The sequence below is a fragment of the Microbacterium sp. NPDC089189 genome (genome assembly GCF_040685095.1).
In the GTDB taxonomy this organism is placed as follows: Bacteria; Actinomycetota; Actinomycetes; order Actinomycetales; family Microbacteriaceae; genus Microbacterium.
In genome coordinates this window covers 33,487-52,088 of sequence record NZ_JBFBHG010000018.1, presented here as the reverse complement: position 1 = coordinate 52,088, position 18,602 = coordinate 33,487, and the positions used below count along the sequence as shown (strand labels likewise).

Sequence of the window (18,602 nt, the reverse complement as noted above, 5' to 3'; positions counted from 1 at the left end):
AGGTAAGACATTAGTCGGCCCGGAGCGTGCCGATCCAATTCGACAGCAGCCGGATCCCGGCGATGCCCGACTTCTCGGGGTGGAACTGGGTCGCGCTGAGCGGGCCGTTCTCGACCGCCGCGAGAAACGGGGTGCCGTAGGTGCACCAGGTCAGCGCAGGCGCGGGGAACGGCGCCTGCGGCTCGAGCTCCCACGTCTGGGCCCCGAAGGAGTGCACGAAGTAGAACCGCTCGTCCTCGATGCCCGCGAACAACCGCGATCCGGGATCGGGGCTGACCGTGTTCCATCCCATGTGCGGCAGGACGGGGGCGTCGAGACGGGTCACGGTGCCGGGCCACTCCCCCAGACCCGGAGCCTCGTCACCGCGTTCGACACCGGCATCGAAGAGCACCTGCATGCCGACGCAGATGCCGAGCACGGGCCGCCCGCCGGCCAGTCGCCGGCCGATCAGCTCGTCGCCGTGGCTCTCCCGCAGCGCCTCGGCCACGGCACGGAACGCGCCGACACCGGGTACCAGCAGACCGTCGGCATCCTGGATGAGGCCCCGGTCGGAGGTCAACCGCGCGTCGGCGCCCGCGGCGATGAGCGCCTTGACCGCGGAGTGCACGTTGCCCGAGCCGTAGTCGAGCACGGCCACGACGGGAGCGTCGGTCACAGAGCGCCCTTCGTGCTGGGGATGCCGTCGACGAGCGGGTCGAGCGCCTTCGCCTGCCGGAAGGCGCGCGCGAACGCCTTGAACTCCGCCTCCGCGATGTGGTGGGGGTCGCGTCCGGACAGCACGCGCACGTGTACGGTCAGCCCCGCGTGGAAGGCGATCGCCTCGAAGCAGTGACGCACGAGCGAGCCCGTGAAGTGGCCGCCGATGAGGTGGAACTCGTATCCTGCGGGCTCTCCGTCGTGCACCAGGAACGGCCGACCGCTGATGTCGACCACGGCCTGCGCGAGCGCCTCGTCCAGCGGCACGAGGGCGTCGCCGTAGCGCGAGATCCCCCGCTTGTCGCCCAGCGCCTGCCGGATGGCCTGGCCGAGCACGATCGACACATCCTCGACGGTGTGGTGGGCGTCGATGTGCGTGTCGCCGGTGGCGGTGACGGTGAGATCCGTGAGGGAGTGCTTGGCGAAGGCCGTCAGCAGGTGGTCGAAGAACGGCACGCTGGTCGAGATCGAACTCGTGCCCGTCCCGTCGAGGTCGAGCGAGAGCTCGACGGTGGACTCGCTGGTGGCGCGGCGCACCTCGGCGGTGCGGGGCGTGACGGACGGCGAACTCATGCGTGCGAGTCTATCGACGCCAGCGCCGCGAGGAACGCGGAGGTCTCGCGCTCGGTGCCGGCCGACACGCGGAGGTGACCGGGGAGCCCGACGTCACGGATGAGGACGCCCTGGTCGTACAGCGCCTGCCACACGGCGGCGGGGTTTCGGACACCGCCGAAGAGCACGAAGTTCGTCCACGAGGCGTAGGGACGGTATCCCAGCAGTGCCGTCTCGCGCGAGATGCGGTCGCGCTGGGCGACGATGTCGTCGACCATCGCGAGCATCGTCGGCGCGTGGCGGAGCGCGGCCGATGCCGCCGCCTGCGTCAGAACGCTCAAGTGATACGGGAGCCGCACCAGACGCAGCGCGTCGATGACCGCCGGGTCCGCCGCGAGGTATCCGACCCGCGCGCCCGCGAAGGCGAAGGCCTTGCTCATGGTCCGCGAGACGATGAGGCGACCGCGACCGGGCAGGAGCGACACCGCCGATCCGGCGTCGCGGGGCGCGAACTCCTGGTAGGCCTCGTCGACGACGACGATGCCGCGAGACGCCGCATAGGCCGCCTCGATCACGTCGAGAGTCAGCGGCGTGCCCGTCGGATTGTTCGGGGCGCACAGGAACACCACGTCGGGGTCCGCCGCCTCGATCTGCTCCGTCACGGAGGCGGCGCTGAGGGTGTAGTCCTCCGCGCGGTGGCCCGAGATCCACGTGCCGCCCGTCCCGCGGGTGAGCAGGGGGTACATCGAATAGGTGGGCCCGAAACCGAGCGCGGTGCGCCCCGGCCCGGCGAAGGCCTGCAGCACGTGCTGCAGGACCTCGTTGGAGCCGTTGGCGGCCCAGATCTGATCGCGCGTCAGCCCGTGTCCGAGGTAGGCGGCGAACCCTTCACGCAGAGCCGTGAACTCGCGATCCGGGTATCGGTTGACCTCGCCCAACGCCACTCGGACCGAGTCGACGATGTCGGCGGCGACCTCATCCGGCACCGGATGCGTGTTCTCGTTCACGTTGAGCGCGATCGGCAACGGGGCCTGCGGGGCACCGTAGGGGGTGAGACCGCGCAGGTCGTCACGGATCGGCAGGTCTTCGAGGCGAAGGGTCACGCGTTCCATCGTAGAACGGGACACCCCGCCTCACGGCGGAGCGGGATCAGCCCTGCGATGCGTAGGAGGCCGGGATCGAGAGCCGCTGACCCGCGTTGACCGTCGCGCCGTCGAGCGCGTTCAGCCGGATGATGTCGTCCACCACGTCGCGGGGGTCGAGGGCCGGAGCGATGTCTTCGGCGATCGACCACAGCGACTGACCCGCCAGCACGGTCACCGTCTCGAACGAGCCGGCCGGGGCGTTCGCATCACGCGACGCGAGCGCCGAACCGCCGCTGAGCACCGCGAACCCCAGAGCGGCGGCCAACGGCACGGCCACGAGGGCGGCCAGGGCACGGCGACCCCGCGCGGTGATGCGCAGGCGGGTCGTCACCGGGGTGGGTGCGAACTCGATGGTGGACATGTCGTCTCCTTCAGACGGTGAGAGATTCGCACGATTCGACCGGACTGCGGTGGGTGCTGCGAACTTCTTTTCCGAAGCTATCTTCGATTACTGTGGGTGTCAAGAGGATGAAACCCTCGCGGACTTTCGAAGACGACACGCCCAGGCGCTGGCCACGGTCGCGGTTTTCGAACGCTACGGTTTCGATACGACGAGCACACCACCGACCTCCGACATCCATCCGAGGACGGCACGAACGGAGCGATCGATGACCGCACGCGACAAGCCGCAGACGAGGCGGCGCAAGAGCCTGAGCGACAAGCAGCTCGCGATCCTCGAGGTGATCCAGCGCTCGATCGCCCAGCACGGGTACCCGCCGAGCATGCGCGAGATCGGCGACGCCGTCGGCCTCAAGTCGCTCTCGAGCGTGACCCACCAGCTCAACCAGCTCGAGCTCAGCGGCTACCTCCGCCGCGATCCCGGCAAGACGCGGGCCATGGAGGTGCTGATCGACCTTCCCGGCACCGCCGCCGAGAACCCGGCCGACAGCGCCCCGTCGGTGGGCGATGCCGCCCTGGTGCCCCTCGTCGGCAGGATCGCCGCCGGTGTCCCCATCACCGCCGAGCAGCACGTCGAGGAGATCTTCCCGCTCCCCCGCCAGCTCGTCGGCAAGGGCGATCTGTTCATGCTGAAGGTCTCGGGCGAGTCGATGATCGACGCCGCGATCTGCGACGGCGACTGGGTGGTCGTACGGTCCCAGCCCGATGCGGAGAACGGCGACATCGTCGCGGCCATGCTCGACGAGGAGGCGACCGTCAAGACCTTCCGTCGTCGGGACGGCCACGTGTGGCTGCTGCCCCGCAACTCGGCGTTCGAGCCGATCCTGGGCGATGACGCCGTGGTCCTCGGCAAGGTCGTCGCGGTGCTCCGCGCCGTCTGACCTGCCGCGCCCCGCCCCGCCGCCAGTAGGGTGTGAGCCATCAGGGTGGGGGGATCCGATGGCGACGAACGACGATGCGCGGCAGTTGCGAGAGCGCGTCGCCGCGCTCGAGGCCGAGAACGCGCGCCTGCACGGCGAGCTCGAGAGCGCCGCGCCGCCGACCGCATCCGGCGGGACGCGCGGCCGGCGCGCCGGCGCGTGGCGGACGTGGGCGTCCGCGATCTGCATCGTGCTGGCGCCCGTCCTCATCCCGGTGGCCACCGTCACCGGCTGGGCGCGCACCGAGCTCGTCAGCGAGGACGCCTTCGTCGGCACCTTCGGTCCGCTCGCCGAGGATCCCGCCGTTCAGGACCTCGTGATCGAGGCGACGACCGCGGCGATCGTGGAGACGTTGGATGTCGATGCACTGACCTCCGACCTCTTCGACGGCATCGCGAGCCTCGACCTGCCGCCCGCCGCGCAGACCGCGGTCCTCCTGCTGCGCGCCCCGGCGGCGGCGGGAGTGACGAGCCTGATCGGATCCGGCGTGGCGACCGCCGTCGAGTCGGATGCCTTCCCGCAGCTCTGGCGCACGGCCCTCGCCGCCAGTCACCGCGCCCTCACCTCCGCGGCGTCGGGTCAGTCCGACGGCGCACTCACGATCAGTGCGGACGGTGAGCTGGGCATCCAACTCGGCCCCATCATCGACGCCGTCCGGCTGCAGCTGGTCGAGAACGGCTTCACGCTGGCCGAGGCCATCCCCTCGATCGACCGCACGATCGTCCTCACCCAGTCCGATTCGCTGACCACCGTGACCACCGCCTACGCGCTCGTCGTCGCCGTGGGGTGGTGGCTGCCCTTCCTCGCTCTGGCGCTCATCGGCGCGGGTATCGCGTTCGCCCGCCGTCGCCGCATCGCTGTGCTCGGAGTGGGCGTCGGCGGGGCGATCGGCGGGTTCCTGCTCGCGATCGTCTTCGCGGTCGGCGGTACGCTCGCCGCCGCGAGCGCCCCCTCGCTCGGCATCCCCGCACCGGCCGTCGAGGCCCTGTACACCGGTGTCGTCGCCGACATGCGGGACTCCGCGATCATCCTGGGGGTCATCGGTCTCGTCGTCGCCCTGCTGGCATGGGTCCGCGGCCCCGGCCGCGGCGCCGTCGTCGTCCGCCGCGTGGGCACCGATGCCGCGGCGTCGACCCGGCGCTGGCTGGTCGCACGAGGACTGCGCACGGGGCGCACGGGGCTCTTCCTCGTGCGCTACGCCCCGGCCATCCGATTCGCGACGGCGATCCTGGCCGTGCTCACCCTCTTCGCCCTGCGTCCGGTCACGCTCGGCGCCCTCGTCGGCGTCGGCGTGGTCGCCCTCCTCGTCTGGGCGGCGACCGTTCTGCTCCAGGCCGAGGCGGCGGCGTCGCCGACGACGCGTAGCGTGGAGGCATGACCGCAACGCTCCCCTTCGGTTCCTGGCCCTCCCCCTTCTCCGCCGACGACGTCGCCGAAGGTTCGCTGCGCCTGGACGGCGCGCGCTTCGTCGGCGACGAGGTGTGGTGGGCGCAGGGGGTGCCGGAAGAGGGAGGACGCGTCGCGGTACGCCGTCGGGTGGCCGACGGCGTCGTCCACGACGTGCTCCCCGCTCCGTGGAACGCGCGCTCGCGCGTGCACGAGTACGGCGGCGGCGCGTGGACCGCGACCCCCGAGGGAACCGTCCTGTTCGTCGACGCGTCCGACCAGAGGGTTCGCCGCCTCACCCCCGGCGAGGATCCCGTCGCCTTGACGCCCGCCGACGAGGCGGTGTCGTACGGCGGACTCCGGTGGCAGGCAGGCTCCTTGCTCGCAGTGGCCGAACGGGAGGGCGCCGACCGCACCCCCGAACGCAGCATCGCCCTCATCCCGCTCGACGGGTCCGGACCGGTGACGCTCGTCGCCGGAAGCGACTTCGTGGCGCAGCCCGCGCTGTCGGCCGACGGCCGCCGGCTCGCGTGGGTCGCGTGGGATCACCCCGACATGCCGTGGGATCGCACGCGTCTGCGCGTCGCGGACATCGGTGCGGACGGTGCGTCGAACGTGCGCGATCTGACCGACGGCTCCACCGCCGCTCTCCAGCCGGAGTGGGCGGATGCGGACACGCTCCTGTACGCCGATGACCCCACCGGCCGCTGGAACCTCTACCGCCGTGACCTCACCACCGACGCCGTCGCGCCGTGCGCGCCCGCGGACGCCGACACCGGCGGTGCCCTCTGGACCCTCGGCATGCGGTGGTACACCCCGCTCGAGGACGGCCGCATCGTGGCGGTGCGTACGCACGGGGCCGACGAGCTCGTGCTCCACGACCCGCAGACCGGGGGCACGTCGCCCCTGCCGCTCGAGGCCGGATCGTCGAGCTCGGTCGAGGACGCGGCGGGCTCGCGTGTCCTCGTCGTGACGGCCTCCGCGGCGCACCCGCTCGGCCTCTGGCTGATCGACGCCGACGGAGCCGACGCCCCGGTCCGCATCGTCGGCGACGACCTCTCCGACGTCGCGGCGTGGCTCCCGCGGCCGCGCGCGGTGTCGGTGGACGGCCCGCACGGCGAGGTGCACGCGTTCGCGTACCCGCCCGCCTCACCCGACGCCCGGGGCCTCGACGAGGAGCTCCCCCCGTACCTGGTGTGGGTGCACGGCGGTCCGACCGCGCACGTCGGGCCCGCCGCATCCCGCAAGGTCGCCTACTTCACGAGCCGCGGGATCGGCGTCCTCGACGTCAACTACGGGGGCTCGACGGGCTACGGCCGGGCCTACCGCGAGCGGCTGCGCGGACAATGGGGCGTCGTGGATGTCGACGACGTGGTCGCCGCCGCGCACGGCATCGCCGGCGCGGGGCTCGCAGACCCCGCGCGTCTGGCCATCGAGGGCGGATCGGCGGGCGGCTGGACGGTGCTGGCCGCCCTCGTGGGCAGCGATGTCTTCTCGGCGGGCGTGTCGCGCTACGGCGTCGGCGACGCCCGCGCGCTGGCCGCCGACACGCACGACTTCGAGGCTCGCTACCTCGACGGTCTCATCGGGCCGCTCCCGGAGGCCGAGGCGCTCTACATCGAACGCTCCCCCCTCAGCCACCCCGAGGGCTTCCGCGCCCCGCTCCTGATCCTGCAGGGCGCCGACGACCGGGTGGTCCCTCCCTCGCAGGCCGAGGCCATCCGCGCGGCGCTGCGCGAGGGCGGCGTCCCCCACGCGTACGTCCTCTACGAGGGCGAGGGGCACGGCTTCCGCCGCCGCGAGACGACGGTGCACGCTCTCGAGAGCGAGCTCGCCTTCCTGGGCGAGGTGTTCGGATTCCGCTCCGATGCTCCCTCGCTGCCGTTCGACGTGGGGATGCTGTCGACGACGACGACCGAGGGCGGACCCCAGCTCGTGATCGCCCCGGGTCCGCTCCCCGCGCATGCGGCCCGCGACCTCTCCGTCGCGGTGTCGCGCGAGCCGGAGCGCCCGCTGTTCGCGCGCACGGACGATCCCGCCTGGGTGCCGCTGCTCGGCGCGGCAGGATTCACGCCGGTCGAGGGCGACGACGAGCTGTTCGTGCTCGCGCCGACCCTCGACGGCGAGTGAGCGGGCCTCAGCGCACGAAGGGGGCGAGCCGCCCCGCCAGCGCTTCGCCCACGCGGGCGTGGAGAGCGGTGCCGCCCTCCACGTGCTCCTCGGCGAGGATCATGCCGTGCTCGTGGACGGCCGAGACGAGATCGCCGCGGTCGTAGGGCACCAGCGCGTGCAGTTCGATGGCGGGAAGCGGCAGAGCGTCCTCGACGACCGCACGGAGCACCGCGATCCCCTCGCCCGTGCGCGAGGAGACGAAGACCGCACTCGGCTCGAGTCCCCGCAGCAGCAGCCGCGTGTCGTCGTCGATGAGGTCGGCCTTGTTGAACACGACGATCTCACGCGTGTCGCGTGCGCCGACGTCGCCGATGACATCCCGCACGGTCGCGAGCTGCGCGGCCGGGTCCGGGTGCGAGCCGTCGACGACGTGCACGATGACGTCGGCACCGCCGACCTCCTCGAGCGTCGACCGGAAGGCCTCGACGAGCTGGTGCGGAAGGTTGCTGACGAACCCGACGGTGTCGGTGAGGGTGTAGATCCGCCCGTCCTCCGTCTGCGAGCGACGGACGGTCGCATCGAGCGTGGCGAACAGGGCGTTCTCGACCAGCACGCCGGCGCCGGTCAGCCGGTTCAGCAGACTCGACTTTCCCGCGTTCGTGTAGCCCGTGATCGCGACGGCGGGGATCGTGTTGCGCTTGCGCTCGGCGCGCTTGGCGTCCCGCGCGGGGGCGAAGTCGCGGATCTGACGGCGCAGCAGCGCCATCCGGGTGCGGATGCGGCGACGGTCGAGCTCGATCTTGGTCTCACCCGGTCCGCGCGAGCCCATGCCCGCACCGCCCGCGCCGACCTGTCCACCGGCCTGGCGGCTCATGGAGTCACCCCAGCCGCGCAGACGCGGCAGCAGGTACTCGAGCTGCGCGAGTTCGACCTGCGCCTTGCCCTCACGGCTCTTCGCGTGCTGGCTGAAGATGTCGAGGATCACGGTCGTCCGGTCGATGACCTTCACCTTGACCACGTCTTCGAGGGCACGCCGCTGGCTGGGTGCCAGCTCGGTGTCGGCGATGACGGTGTCGGCGCCGACGGCCGCGACGATACCGCGCAGCTCCTCGGCCTTGCCGCGACCGACGTACGTGGCGGGGTCGGGATGGGGGCGCCGCTGCAGCACGCCGTCGAGCACGACGGCGCCGGCGGTCTCGGAGAGCGCGGCCAGCTCCCGCAGCGAGTTCTCGGCGTCCTCCTGCGATCCCTGCGGGTGCACGCCGACCAGCACCACGTTCTCGAGCCGCAGCTGCCGGTACTCGACCTCGGTGACGTCCTGGAGCTCGGTCGAGAGCCCCGCGACGCGCCGGAGCGCCGCACGTTCCTCGCGATCCCACTGCTCGCCGTCGGTGTCGCCACCGAGTGCGGTCGCGGTGTCCTGGAGCGCCTGCGCCGACCCGAGTCCGCCCGATCTCACCCGGGCTCGCGCATCGGCGCGTGAGAGCACTCGATCGACATCGTCGATCTGGGTTTCGTCGGTGGTCTGGGGGGTGTCCGTCATATCGTCCTTCCGGGGCGTGTCGACGCCCGCTCACTCTAGTCTCCCGCGTGCGCGGGTCGACCGGGTACGCTCGTGGCATGGGGAGTGACCACTACTTCACCGCGTCACCCGCCAGTCCCGAGAACCTCCGCACCATTTCGGTGTCCCTGGCCGGTCGCGACATCGAGGTCGTGACCGCAGGCGGAGTGTTCAGCCCGGACCGGCTCGACGCGGGGACCGCCGTTCTGCTGTCGAACACACCGCCGCCGCCACCGGGGGGCCACTTTCTGGACCTCGGTTGCGGATGGGGACCGATCTCGCTCACGCTCGGCCTCACCTCGCCCCACGCCACCGTGTGGGCGGTCGACGTGAACGAGCGTGCGCTGGATCTCGTGCGCCGGAACGCGGAGAAACTCGGCCTCACCAATGTCAACGCCGTCACGCCCGATGGTGTTCCCTCGGACATCGCGTTCCGCACCATCCGCTCGAACCCGCCGATCCGTGTGGGCAAGAACGAGCTGCACGGGATGCTCGATCGCTGGCTGCCGCGCCTGGACGAACGCTCCGACGCCTGGCTGGTCGTCGCCCGCAATCTCGGCTCCGACTCGCTGCAGCGATGGCTGGGCGCCTCGTTGCCGGAGCGCTTCAGCGTGCACCGGACCGCGACGGCACGGGGATTCCGCGTCCTGCGGGTGCGTCGGCACGGGGCCACGGGCGCCACGTCGCCGATCGTCCTTCCGTGACGCGCTACGCTCGCACCATACGTTGATGGGCTGAGGGCGCGATCCGGGCGGGGGACGCGCCGAACGGAGTCCGTCATGCCCGCTTCCTCCACCCCCGGGATCGCCGCGTACCGTGCGCTTCCGCGCCGCGCCGGCTGGGGTTACCTGTTCGCCGCCGGCTTCGGTCGCCTGCCGCTGTCGATGGTGCCGCTGGCGGTGCTCACCCTGGCGACGTCCGCGAGCGGCTCGATCGCCGTCGGCGGCTTCGCGGCGGCGGCAGCGGCGATCGGCGAGGCCGTCGGGGCACCCGCATCCGGCGCGCTGGCTGACCGATTCGGTCAGCGCACGGTGCTGCTGGTCGGCGTCGTGCTCCACGTGTCGCTCCTGGTGACCCTCACGATCGGCGCCGGGTCCTTCCCGGACGCGGCCACCGTCGCCCTCGCCGGTCTCGTGGGGCTCTCGCTCCCCCAGGTCGGCGCGTTCTCGCGCTCGCGCTGGCTGGTGATCGCCCCCGACGACGTTCCCGCCGCGTTCGCGTTCGAGGGGGTCATGGACGAGATCGCCTACATCTTCGGCCCCGCACTCGTGGGCATCGTCGCGGCGTTCGTCTCCCCACAGGCCGCGACGCTGCTGGCGGGAGCGCTCGTCGCGGTGTTCGCCACCCAGTTCGCCGTTCACCCCTCGCACCGCCGGGTGCCGCGAGCGTCGCAGCGCGAGGTGGAACCGCCCACCCCCGCACGCAACCGCACGCTCATCGTCGTGGCGCTGGGCGGCATGCTCGCGATGGGGATCTTCTTCGGCGCCAGCCAGACGGGCCTGACCGCCGTCGCGGAGGCGGCCGGCATCCCGGATGCGGGCGCGCTGCTCTACGCGGTGATGGCGGTGGGCTCGGCCGCCACGACCCTCTCGATGGTGCTCGTGCCCGAGCGGATCGGCACCTGGACCCGCTGGTCGACGGCGGCGGTCGGAATGGCCGCGGGGGCGACGCTCATGCTGCTCGCGCCGGGCCTGGTCTGGGTCGTGATCGCCGCCCTCCTGGCCGGCGCGTTCCAGGGCCCGCTGCTCCTGACGATCTTCCGTGTCGTCGGGGACGCCGCTCCCGGTCGCCGCGCCGGCATCCTGCTCACACTCACGACGAGCGGGATCGTGCTGGGCATCGCGCTGGGCTCGGCCGTCTCGGGTGCACTGGCGGAGTCGTTCGGCGCGGTCGGCGGGCTCGCTCCGGTGCTCGGAGCGACGCTGCTCCTGCTCGCCATAGGGCTGACGGGTGCGGCGCGGTCGCGCCTGTCACGGGCGGGCGGTCGCTCAGGCGAGCGTGACCTCGCCGTGGAACACGAGTGAGGCCGGGCCCGACAGCAGAACGTGGCCCTCGGCCATCCGGACGCCCAGGGTTCCCCCCGGGACGTCGACGATCCACGCGTCGGGGGCGGCAGGACCGGCCCAGTGCCGCACGGCCAGAGCCGCGGCCGCGACACCCGTGCCGCAGCTGAGTGTCTCTCCCACTCCGCGCTCGAAGACGCGCATCCGGATGGCCCCGACGCCTCCCTGCACGAGCGGATCGCTCGGCACCACGAACTCGATGTTCGCGCCGGCGGGCGGCGCGGGATCGAGGAACGGGATGTGCGTCAGATCGAGAGCGTCGAGCTCGGCCTCCGACGACAGCGCGACGACCACGTGGGGGTTGCCGACGTCGATGCCCTGGCCGGGGCGGGGCACGTCGAGTCCACGGGCGCGCACCAGCACGTCGCCGTCCTCGATCACCCACGCCCCCAGGTCGACCTCGAAGCCGCGGTCGCTGCGGGTCACGGTCTTGACGCCCGCGCGGGTCCCGATCCGGAGCTCCTCGTCGAGGCTCGCCCAGCCGTTGTCGGCGAGGTAGCGGGCGAAGACGCGGATGCCGTTGCCGCACATCTCCGCCGCCGATCCGTCGGCGTTGCGGTAGTCCATGAACCACTCCGCGCCCGCGATGTGCGCCTCGCGCCCCTCCGGGATGGCCTCCGAGCGCACCACACGCAGCATGCCGTCGCCGCCGATGCCGAAGCGCCGATCGCAGAGCGCCGCGATCTGGTCGTCCGTGAGATCGAGCGCGCCGTCGGCGTCGGGGATGATCACGAAGTCGTTTCCCGTCCCGTGGCCTTTGCTGAACGAGAGGGTCTGCGACATGCCTCCCAGTCTACGGTCGGCCTCCGCGGGTGCGTTCAGTCGGCGATCAGGCGCTTCCCGGTGTTCCAGGTCTCGAAGCGCTCGTAGCCGAGAGCCTCGTAGAACCCGCGGGCGCCGGCGTTGTCGGGGCGCACCATCAGCTGCACCTTGGGGCACCCCATCGCCAGCAGCAGCCGCTCGGCCTCGGCGACCAGCGCCCGGCCGATCCCCTCACCCGTTCGCGCCGGGTCGACCGCGAGGTAGTAGAGCCAGCCGCGGTGCCCGTCGTAGCCCGCCATGACGGTACCGATGATCTCCCCCGCATGCACCGCGACGAGGAAGAGCTCGGGCTGCACCGACAGCTTCCGCTCGATGTCGCGGTGCGGGTCGTTCCAGGGGCGTGTCAGTCCCGCGGCGTGCCAGAGGGCGACCACCGCATCCGTCTCGGCCGCACGGAACGCACGGATCTCCCACGTCACGATGCGCCGAGCCACGCGCGCGGGTCACCGCCGTGCTGGACGGGGCGCGCACCGGGGTACCGGCGGAACCACGACACCTGGCGCCGGGCGTAGCGGCGTGTCAGCGCCTGCGTCTGGGCGATCGCGTCCTGCTGCGTCAGGTCGCCGTCGAGCTGGGCCAGCGCCTGCGCGTACCCGATCGCCCGCCGCGCGGTCACGCCACGATCGAGCCCGTGCGCGCGCAACACCGAGACCTCGTCGAGCAGGCCGTCCTGCCACATCCCCTCGACGCGCCGATCGAGCCGCGGGACGAGGACGTCGCGGTCGACGTGGGCGACCAGCAGCTGCGTCCCCTCGCGCCAGAGACGAGGCGCCTCCGGCAGCGCGGCGCCGTGCGTCGCGCCCCCCTGAGCGAGGATCTCGAGCGCGCGGACGATGCGCCGGCCGTTCTGCGGGTCGATGCGCTCCGCCGTGGCGGGGTCGAGGGCGCGCAGCCGGGTGAACAGCGCACCCGGCCCGTCCGCCACGAGCTCGGCTTCGAGGCCGGCTCGAAGCGCCGCATCCCTCGGCGGGAAGCGGAAGTCGTAGACGATGCTCGAGACGTAGAGACCGGAGCCGCCGACGAGGATCGCGTCCAGGCCGCGTCCGAGGATGTCGTCGATGACGGCGCGTGCCGCGGGCTGGTACTGCGCGACGGCGGCCTCATCCGTGACGTCGAGCACGTCGAACATGTGGTGCGGGATGCCCCGCCGCTCGGATGCCGGCAGCTTCGCCGTGCCGATGTCCATGCCGCGGTACAGCTGCATGGCATCCGCGTTGACGATCTCGGCGCCTCGGCCGGCGGCGGCGAGCGCCTCTGCGAGCGCGAGCGACAGCGCGGTCTTGCCGGTTCCCGTCGCCCCGGCGATGACCCGCAGCCGGGGACTCCCGGTCATCGCGCGGGGCGCAGCGACGGCAGGCCGAGCGAGACGGCCGCGGGCGCGCCGCCACCGGGCGCGGGGACGCCGCACGACTCGGCGAGCGAGCGGTCCCAGGCATCCCCCGAGCGGGTGCGGCGGATGCGCAGCGGCGCCCCGTCGGGGGCGTCCGCGAGGAGGTGGAACGGGGCCGCGTGCGTCACGGTCACGGTCACGACGTCGCCCGGACGCGGCACCGGCGACCCGTCGGGGACCTCGAAGTGCACGAGACGGTTGTCTTCCGCGCGTCCCGTGAGCCGATGCGTCTCGCTGGCCTTCTTGCCCTCCGCGGCGGAGACGAGCACGTGCAGCTCGGTGCCGACCTGCTTCTGGTTCTCCTCCAGCGAGATGCGGTCCTGCAGGGCCATGAGGCGCTCGTAGCGCTCCTGGACGACGGCCTTGGGCACCTGGTCCGGCATGGTGGCCGCGGGAGTCCCCTCGCGGATCGAGTACTGGAAGGTGAAGGCGCTCGCGAAACGCGCCTGCTCGACGACCCGCATGGTCTCGAGGAAGTCCTCCTCGGTCTCACCCGGGAATCCCACGATGATGTCGGTCGAGATGGCGGCGTTCGGGATGCGGGCCCGGACCCGGTCGATGATGCCGAGGAACTTCTCGGACCGGTACGACCGGCGCATCGCCTTGAGGATGCGGTCGCTGCCGGACTGCAGCGGCATGTGCAGCTGCGGCATGACGGCGGGGGTCTCGGCCATCGCGTCGATCACATCGTCGGTGAACGCGGCCGGATGCGGGCTCGTGAAGCGGATGCGCTCGAGCCCCTCGATCTCGCCCGCGGCGCGCAGCAGCTTGCCGAACGCGTGGCGGTCGCCGAACTCGACGCCGTAGGAGTTCACGTTCTGCCCGAGCAGCGTGACCTCCATCGCGCCGTCGTCGACCAGCAGGCGGATCTCGCTGAGGATCTCGCCCGGGCGGCGATCCTTCTCCTTGCCGCGAAGGCTCGGCACGATGCAGAAGGTGCAGGTGTTGTTGCAGCCGACCGAGATCGACACCCACCCGCTGTAGACGCTGTCGCGCTTGGTCGGGAGCGTCGACGGGAAGACGTCGAGGGACTCGAGGATCTCGAGTTCGGCCTCCTCGTTGTGGCGTGCGCGTTCGAGGAGGCTCGGCAGCGACCCCATGTTGTGGGTGCCGAAGACCACGTCGACCCAGGGCGCCTTCTCGAGGACCGCCTGCTTTTCCATCTGCGCGAGGCATCCCCCGACGGCGATCTGCATACCCTCGTGCGCGCTCTTGCGGCTCTTGAGGTGGCCGAGCGTGCCGTAGAGCTTTCCCGAGGCGTTGTCGCGCACGGCGCACGTGTTGATGACGATGACGTCGGCCTCGTCGCCCGCGTCCGCGGCGATGTAGCCGGCGCTCTCGAGCGAGCCGGAGAGCCGCTCCGAGTCGTGGACGTTCATCTGGCATCCGAAGGTGCGCACCTCGTAGGTGCGGACGCGGCCGTCGGCGGCGCGCGCGGCCGGCGACGCCGCGATCAGAGTGGGGGCGCTCGAGGGGGTCGTCATGATGGCCCCATTCTACGTTCGACGGGCCGCGGAGGGATGAGGCGTGCCCCGGGCCCCCGACCTCACGGAGCGGTGACCGGACCGGCGGAGGCGGTGGCGCCGCCTATCCGTCTTCGAAGCGCGGCATGCGGCGCGGACGGGACGGATCGAACCTCGAGGCCCCGGCGTGCTGCTCGGCGAGGGCGACCCGCGCTGCGCTCATGGCGACGCCCGAGGGATACCCGCGGCGCACGAGCTGCCCCACCAGCCGCCGGAGAGACGCGTCCGCGTCCCGGCCTCCCACCGCGCCGGCTTTGCGACGCGCGTACTCGAGAGCGCGGTCCATATCGTCGTCCGGAATCGCCTCCAGCGCGACATCGGCGACCTCACGCGGGACGCCCCGACGGGAGAGCGATTGCGCGATCGCCGCTCTGCCCTCGTGACGACGCTCGATCCCCGCGTGCACGAGCTGCTCGGCCAGGGTGGCGTCGTCGAGGTAGCGCAACCGCAGGAACTCCTCGATGACCCCCTCGGCGAGATCCTCGCGGAGGTCCTGCCTCAGGAGCAGCGTGCGAGCCTCGCGGACCGAGAGCGAGCGCCCGCGCAGACGCCGCAACAGCAGCTGCGACGCCTGCGCCACCGCCTCGTCCGGCGCGATCGCCGGTGGCTCCTCGTCGTCGGCGGTGTCGACGACCGGCACGAGACGCCGGACACGCGCGACGCCACCGGCCCCGGCGGAACCGACCGTCACGTCGGCATCGGCATCGGCATCGGCATCGGCATCGGCATCGAGGATGTCGTCGTCGCTGTCCGCCGCGTCGGCATGCGCCTCGGCGGCGCGCGCCCAGCCGGCGGCATCCGTTCCCGGTGTCGCCCATCGAGCATCGGTATCGGTGCCATCCTCCGCGTCGCCGCCGACGGTCACGGCCTCCCCGTCCGTCACGGTGGAGGGAGCCGCGGGCGCCTTCCGTCCGAACAGGGGGATCACGGGGGCGAGACCATCGGACTCGCCCCCGTTGTCACGGGAACTCATGCCGGTCGGCGCTTGGCCAGCTCGTCTTCTGCCACGGCCTCGCCCTTGGGCACGCCGATGCCGAGCTTGGTCTTGATCTTCTGCTCGATGTCGGCGGCGACGTCCGGGTTGCTCAGCAGGAAGTTGCGCGCGTTCTCCTTGCCCTGCCCGAGCTGCTCGCCGTCGTACGTGTACCACGCACCCGACTTCTTGATGATCGTGTGCTCGACGCCGAAGTCGATCAGGCTGCCCTCGCGCGAGATGCCGACGCCGTAGAGGATGTCGAACTCCGCCTGCTTGAACGGGGGCGCCATCTTGTTCTTGACGACCTTGACGCGGGTGCGGTTACCCACGGCCTCCGTGCCGTCCTTGAGCGTCTCGATACGACGGATGTCGAGTCGGACGGACGCGTAGAACTTCAGCGCCTTACCACCGGCGGTGGTCTCGGGCGATCCGAAGAAGACGCCGATCTTCTCGCGGAGCTGGTTGATGAAGATCATCGTGGTGTTGGTCTGGTTCAGACCACCCGTGAGCTTTCGCAGCGCCTGCGACATGAGGCGCGCCTGCAGACCCACGTGCGTGTCACCCATCTCGCCCTCGATCTCGGCCTTCGGCACGAGAGCGGCGACGGAGTCGATGACGACCAGGTCGATCGCGCCCGAACGCACCAGCATGTCGGCGATCTCGAGCGCCTGCTCACCCGTGTCGGGCTGGGAGACCAGGAGCTGGTCGATGTCGACGCCCAGCTTCTGCGCGTAATCGGGGTCGAGGGCGTGCTCCGCATCGATGAACGCGGCGATGCCGCCGGCACGCTGCACGTTGGCGATCGCGTGCAGCGTCAGCGTGGTCTTACCCGAGGACTCCGGGCCGTAGATCTCGATGATGCGACCGCGGGGCAGTCCGCCCACGCCGAGAGCGACATCGAGGGCGATCGACCCCGTGGGGATGATCTCGACGGGAGCGCGGTCGTCGCTGCCCAGTCGCATGACCGAGCCCTTTCCGAACTGCCGGTCGATCTGGGCGAGAGCCGATTCGAGGGCTTTCTCGCGGTCTGCGGGTGAAGGCATGGTGTCTCCTGATGCTCGCTGTCGGGTGCCTGTAGGCTGTCGCGCCACGACCGAAGAGCCGTGGACAACGACAAGGCATGGTGTCGTCGTGACGTTGACCACGCTACGAGGGGGGTCCGACATCGCGTCGGGCACACCCTCATCCGTGCACAAACGTCTCAACGAGACCATCTGTGCAGGAGACTACGCGTCTATCGAACGAATCTTCGACGACACGCCGACATCAGGAACGCGGTTCGAGGCGCCCTGCACCGTGACGGCGCGGAACCGGGACATCCGTCTCCTCGCAGAGCGCGAGCCAGACCTGGCGCACCGGAACTCCCGCCGACAGGGCTTGAGCGGCCGTGCGGTCCCCGCACGCGGAGAGCACGAGGTCCGAGGTCAGGTAGGCACCCCGGGCACCGAACTCATCCGAGACGGCGCGATCGAATTCGCTTCGACGCATTCAGCGCAGCGACAGCTCGGGCGACGCCATGGCGACGAGCTCGTCCGGAACGACGTCGGGGAACGATGTCATTCCCTCGAGCACCGAGAGACGATCGGAGACTTCGCGCATGATCGTGGAGATCGGCACATCGAGCGCTTCGGCCACCGAGGCGAGGATCTCGCTCGAGGCCTCCTTCTGCCCGCGCTCCACTTCGCTCAAATAGCCCAGCGCAACGCTCGCACGGCTCGCGACCTGACGCAGTGTCCGGCCCTTCTGCTGCCGGAGCTCGCGAAGGACCTCACCGATCTCGTGACGTACCAGGATCATCTCGGGCCCTCCTCCTGTCACTCCGGTGCTGTTCCGGGTGCATAACGGTACAACATCACCTGAGGCCAATCTAATCCCGGCCGCTGGACAGCGGGTGGGAATCGTGCAATGTAACACCTGGGAAACACAGGTCTCAGAGCGCCTCGAGCACCATCCGCAGAGCGCGGCGCACGCTCTGCTCGCGGATCGACGCACGATCGCCCGCGAGCTGCAGCAGCTCGACCCGGGTGCCGAGCGGTGTGGAGACCCCGATGTAGACCGTGCCGACGGGCTGGCCGTCCGGCGATTCCGGGCCGGCGATGCCCGTGGTGGCGACCCCGACATCCACGCGCTGCCCGTCCGCTGCCGCCGCGTCGCGCACCCCGTCGGCCATCTGACGCGCCACCTTCGCCTGCACGGCGCCGCCCAGCTCGAGGACGAGCGCGTCGACGCCGAGGAGGCGCTGCTTGAGGTCGGTCGCGTAGGCGACGATGCCTCCGCGCACGACGGCGGATGCTCCGGGAACACCGACGAGTTCACCGCAGAGGGCGCCGCCCGTCAACGACTCGGCGACCGCGATGGTCCAGCCGAGGTCCGTCAGGCGTTCGACGATGCGCTCGGCGTCCGTGCGTCGACCATCGACGATGGAGGTCGCCTCGTCCACGGGTGACTCGGCGAAACGACCGTCATCGGACACCCCCGACCTCCTCGGTCGTCCGTCCGCGCCGACCGCGGATCTCGCTCACGATGTAATCGATGCCGCTCGCGATCGTGAGGACCACGGCGACGGTCATCGTGATCGTGTTCACGACATCGATCCACTCGCCGACGATCGGCGCCAACGGCATCAGGGCGAGCGACAGCGCGACCGCCTGCGCCACCGTCTTGAGCTTGCCCATCCACGCGGCTGCCAGGACGTGATCGCTCACCACGGCGAACCGGTAGATCGTGATGCCGACCTCGCGCACGAGCACGACGATCGTGATCCACCATGGCAGTTCCCACAGGATCGACAGCCCCACGAACGCACACCCGGTCAGCGCCTTGTCGGCGATCGGATCGAGCAGCTTGCCGAGATCGGTGACGATCTCGTAGCGGCGGGCGAGATAGCCGTCGATGCCGTCCGTGGCGATCGCGACGATGAACAGCGCCGCCGCCCACCACCGCAGCGCTCCCCCGTCGCCGCCGTCGGCGAGCAGGAGCCACAGGAACACCGGCGCGCACAGGATGCGCACGATCGTGATCGCGTTGGGGAGCTGACGAGGTACGGTCACGATCCGA

General features: G+C 71.3%; 20 protein-coding genes. 5 read left to right on the top strand and 15 right to left on the bottom strand.

What is annotated here, in order from left to right:
* Window positions 1-10 precede the first annotated feature (10 nt).
* Genes hisH through AB0N73_RS11580 form a run of 4 tightly spaced genes read right to left on the bottom strand, consistent with a single transcriptional unit; the run spans window position 11 to window position 2,754 of the window.
* Window positions 11-655, bottom strand: coding sequence for an imidazole glycerol phosphate synthase subunit HisH (hisH, locus tag AB0N73_RS11595; RefSeq protein ID WP_363563560.1), 645 nt, complete (start codon window positions 653-655; stop codon window positions 11-13).
* Complete coding sequence (gene hisB / locus AB0N73_RS11590; protein WP_363563558.1) at window positions 652-1,269, bottom strand: imidazoleglycerol-phosphate dehydratase HisB; 618 nt, start codon at window positions 1,267-1,269, stop codon at window positions 652-654. Before hisB ends, hisH begins: the two co-directional genes overlap by 4 nt.
* The gene (locus AB0N73_RS11585) at window positions 1,266-2,360 is read right to left on the bottom strand and encodes a histidinol-phosphate transaminase (RefSeq protein ID WP_363563556.1); all 1,095 of its coding nucleotides are present in this window, start codon (window positions 2,358-2,360) and stop codon (window positions 1,266-1,268) included. The genes hisB and AB0N73_RS11585 overlap by 4 nt, the downstream gene beginning before the upstream one ends.
* A gap of 37 nt (window positions 2,361-2,397) precedes the next feature.
* The gene (locus AB0N73_RS11580; RefSeq protein ID WP_363563554.1) at window positions 2,398-2,754 is read right to left on the bottom strand and encodes a LysM peptidoglycan-binding domain-containing protein; all 357 of its coding nucleotides are present in this window, start codon (window positions 2,752-2,754) and stop codon (window positions 2,398-2,400) included.
* A gap of 247 nt (window positions 2,755-3,001) precedes the next feature.
* Between AB0N73_RS11580 and lexA the strand changes: the two genes are divergently transcribed.
* The 3 genes from lexA to AB0N73_RS11565 are packed head-to-tail and all read left to right on the top strand — an operon-like array spanning window position 3,002 to window position 7,228.
* Entirely contained in the window at window positions 3,002-3,673 is a 672-nt protein-coding gene (gene lexA / locus AB0N73_RS11575; RefSeq protein WP_363563552.1) for a transcriptional repressor LexA, read from the top strand.
* A 58-nt stretch (window positions 3,674-3,731) separates the two neighbouring features.
* Entirely contained in the window at window positions 3,732-5,090 is a 1,359-nt protein-coding gene (locus AB0N73_RS11570; RefSeq protein WP_363563550.1) for a hypothetical protein, read from the top strand.
* Window positions 5,087-7,228, top strand: a complete 2,142-nt coding sequence (locus tag AB0N73_RS11565; protein ID WP_363563548.1) for a prolyl oligopeptidase family serine peptidase — start codon at window positions 5,087-5,089, stop codon at window positions 7,226-7,228. The genes AB0N73_RS11570 and AB0N73_RS11565 overlap by 4 nt, the downstream gene beginning before the upstream one ends.
* Before the next feature lie 7 nt (window positions 7,229-7,235).
* On the opposite strand, the gene hflX is transcribed toward AB0N73_RS11565, so the two are convergent.
* Window positions 7,236-8,753: a GTPase HflX gene (gene hflX / locus AB0N73_RS11560; protein WP_363563546.1), complete on the bottom strand. Its 1,518-nt coding sequence runs from the start codon at window positions 8,751-8,753 to the stop codon at window positions 7,236-7,238.
* A 77-nt stretch (window positions 8,754-8,830) separates the two neighbouring features.
* On the opposite strand from hflX, the gene AB0N73_RS11555 reads away from it, so the two are divergent.
* Both AB0N73_RS11555 and AB0N73_RS11550 read left to right on the top strand, forming a co-directional pair.
* On the top strand, window positions 8,831-9,475 hold the full coding sequence (locus AB0N73_RS11555) for a methyltransferase (protein WP_363563544.1): 645 nt from the start codon (window positions 8,831-8,833) through the stop codon (window positions 9,473-9,475).
* Window positions 9,476-9,550: 75 nt separating this feature from the next.
* Entirely contained in the window at window positions 9,551-10,795 is a 1,245-nt protein-coding gene (locus tag AB0N73_RS11550) for an MFS transporter (protein WP_363563542.1), read from the top strand.
* Here the strand turns inward: AB0N73_RS11550 and dapF are convergent.
* The 10 genes from dapF to pgsA form a co-directional block, all read right to left on the bottom strand.
* Window positions 10,760-11,617, bottom strand: coding sequence for a diaminopimelate epimerase (dapF, locus tag AB0N73_RS11545; protein ID WP_363563540.1), 858 nt, complete (start codon window positions 11,615-11,617; stop codon window positions 10,760-10,762). The two genes, AB0N73_RS11550 and dapF, sit on opposite strands and share 36 nt — an antisense overlap.
* Before the next feature lie 35 nt (window positions 11,618-11,652).
* On the bottom strand, window positions 11,653-12,075 hold the full coding sequence (locus AB0N73_RS11540; RefSeq protein ID WP_363563538.1) for a GNAT family acetyltransferase: 423 nt from the start codon (window positions 12,073-12,075) through the stop codon (window positions 11,653-11,655).
* Complete coding sequence (gene miaA / locus AB0N73_RS11535) at window positions 12,072-12,989, bottom strand: tRNA (adenosine(37)-N6)-dimethylallyltransferase MiaA (RefSeq protein WP_363563536.1); 918 nt, start codon at window positions 12,987-12,989, stop codon at window positions 12,072-12,074. The genes AB0N73_RS11540 and miaA overlap by 4 nt, the downstream gene beginning before the upstream one ends.
* Window positions 12,986-14,530, bottom strand: a complete 1,545-nt coding sequence (miaB, locus tag AB0N73_RS11530) for a tRNA (N6-isopentenyl adenosine(37)-C2)-methylthiotransferase MiaB (protein WP_363563534.1) — start codon at window positions 14,528-14,530, stop codon at window positions 12,986-12,988. The genes miaA and miaB overlap by 4 nt, the downstream gene beginning before the upstream one ends.
* Window positions 14,531-14,633: 103 nt before the next feature.
* Window positions 14,634-15,542, bottom strand: coding sequence for a regulatory protein RecX (locus tag AB0N73_RS11525; RefSeq protein ID WP_363563532.1), 909 nt, complete (start codon window positions 15,540-15,542; stop codon window positions 14,634-14,636).
* Window positions 15,539-16,588 carry a recombinase RecA gene (gene recA / locus AB0N73_RS11520; RefSeq protein WP_363563530.1) on the bottom strand — a complete coding sequence of 350 codons (1,050 nt, stop codon included), beginning with the start codon at window positions 16,586-16,588 and terminating at the stop codon, window positions 15,539-15,541. The genes AB0N73_RS11525 and recA overlap by 4 nt, the downstream gene beginning before the upstream one ends.
* A 223-nt stretch (window positions 16,589-16,811) precedes the next feature.
* The gene (locus AB0N73_RS11515; RefSeq protein ID WP_363563528.1) at window positions 16,812-17,033 is read right to left on the bottom strand and encodes a DUF3046 domain-containing protein; all 222 of its coding nucleotides are present in this window, start codon (window positions 17,031-17,033) and stop codon (window positions 16,812-16,814) included.
* A complete protein-coding gene (locus AB0N73_RS11510) occupies window positions 17,034-17,342 on the bottom strand; it encodes a helix-turn-helix transcriptional regulator (RefSeq protein WP_363563526.1) in 309 nt (102 codons plus the stop codon). It lies immediately after the preceding gene.
* A gap of 133 nt (window positions 17,343-17,475) precedes the next feature.
* Window positions 17,476-18,018, bottom strand: a complete 543-nt coding sequence (locus tag AB0N73_RS11505; RefSeq protein WP_363563524.1) for a CinA family protein — start codon at window positions 18,016-18,018, stop codon at window positions 17,476-17,478.
* The gene (gene pgsA, locus AB0N73_RS11500) at window positions 18,008-18,595 is read right to left on the bottom strand and encodes a CDP-diacylglycerol--glycerol-3-phosphate 3-phosphatidyltransferase (protein ID WP_363563522.1); all 588 of its coding nucleotides are present in this window, start codon (window positions 18,593-18,595) and stop codon (window positions 18,008-18,010) included. The genes AB0N73_RS11505 and pgsA overlap by 11 nt, the downstream gene beginning before the upstream one ends.
* Between the last annotated feature and the right edge of the window lie 7 nt (window positions 18,596-18,602).

Coding starts and splice junctions, on each gene's coding strand:
- hisB (WP_363563558.1), bottom strand. CDS start 1,269: ATGAGTTCGCCGTCCGTCACGCCCCGCACCGCCGAGGTGCGCCGCGCC.
- AB0N73_RS11585 (WP_363563556.1), bottom strand. CDS start 2,360: ATGGAACGCGTGACCCTTCGCCTCGAAGACCTGCCGATCCGTGACGAC.
- AB0N73_RS11580 (WP_363563554.1), bottom strand. CDS start 2,754: ATGTCCACCATCGAGTTCGCACCCACCCCGGTGACGACCCGCCTGCGC.
- lexA (WP_363563552.1), top strand. CDS start 3,002: ATGACCGCACGCGACAAGCCGCAGACGAGGCGGCGCAAGAGCCTGAGC.
- AB0N73_RS11570 (WP_363563550.1), top strand. CDS start 3,732: ATGGCGACGAACGACGATGCGCGGCAGTTGCGAGAGCGCGTCGCCGCG.
- AB0N73_RS11565 (WP_363563548.1), top strand. CDS start 5,087: ATGACCGCAACGCTCCCCTTCGGTTCCTGGCCCTCCCCCTTCTCCGCC.
- hflX (WP_363563546.1), bottom strand. CDS start 8,753: ATGACGGACACCCCCCAGACCACCGACGAAACCCAGATCGACGATGTC.
- AB0N73_RS11555 (WP_363563544.1), top strand. CDS start 8,831: ATGGGGAGTGACCACTACTTCACCGCGTCACCCGCCAGTCCCGAGAAC.
- AB0N73_RS11550 (WP_363563542.1), top strand. CDS start 9,551: ATGCCCGCTTCCTCCACCCCCGGGATCGCCGCGTACCGTGCGCTTCCG.
- dapF (WP_363563540.1), bottom strand. CDS start 11,617: ATGTCGCAGACCCTCTCGTTCAGCAAAGGCCACGGGACGGGAAACGAC.
- miaA (WP_363563536.1), bottom strand. CDS start 12,989: ATGACCGGGAGTCCCCGGCTGCGGGTCATCGCCGGGGCGACGGGAACC.
- miaB (WP_363563534.1), bottom strand. CDS start 14,530: ATGACGACCCCCTCGAGCGCCCCCACTCTGATCGCGGCGTCGCCGGCC.
- AB0N73_RS11525 (WP_363563532.1), bottom strand. CDS start 15,542: ATGAGTTCCCGTGACAACGGGGGCGAGTCCGATGGTCTCGCCCCCGTG.
- recA (WP_363563530.1), bottom strand. CDS start 16,588: ATGCCTTCACCCGCAGACCGCGAGAAAGCCCTCGAATCGGCTCTCGCC.
- AB0N73_RS11515 (WP_363563528.1), bottom strand. CDS start 17,033: ATGCGTCGAAGCGAATTCGATCGCGCCGTCTCGGATGAGTTCGGTGCC.
- AB0N73_RS11510 (WP_363563526.1), bottom strand. CDS start 17,342: ATGATCCTGGTACGTCACGAGATCGGTGAGGTCCTTCGCGAGCTCCGG.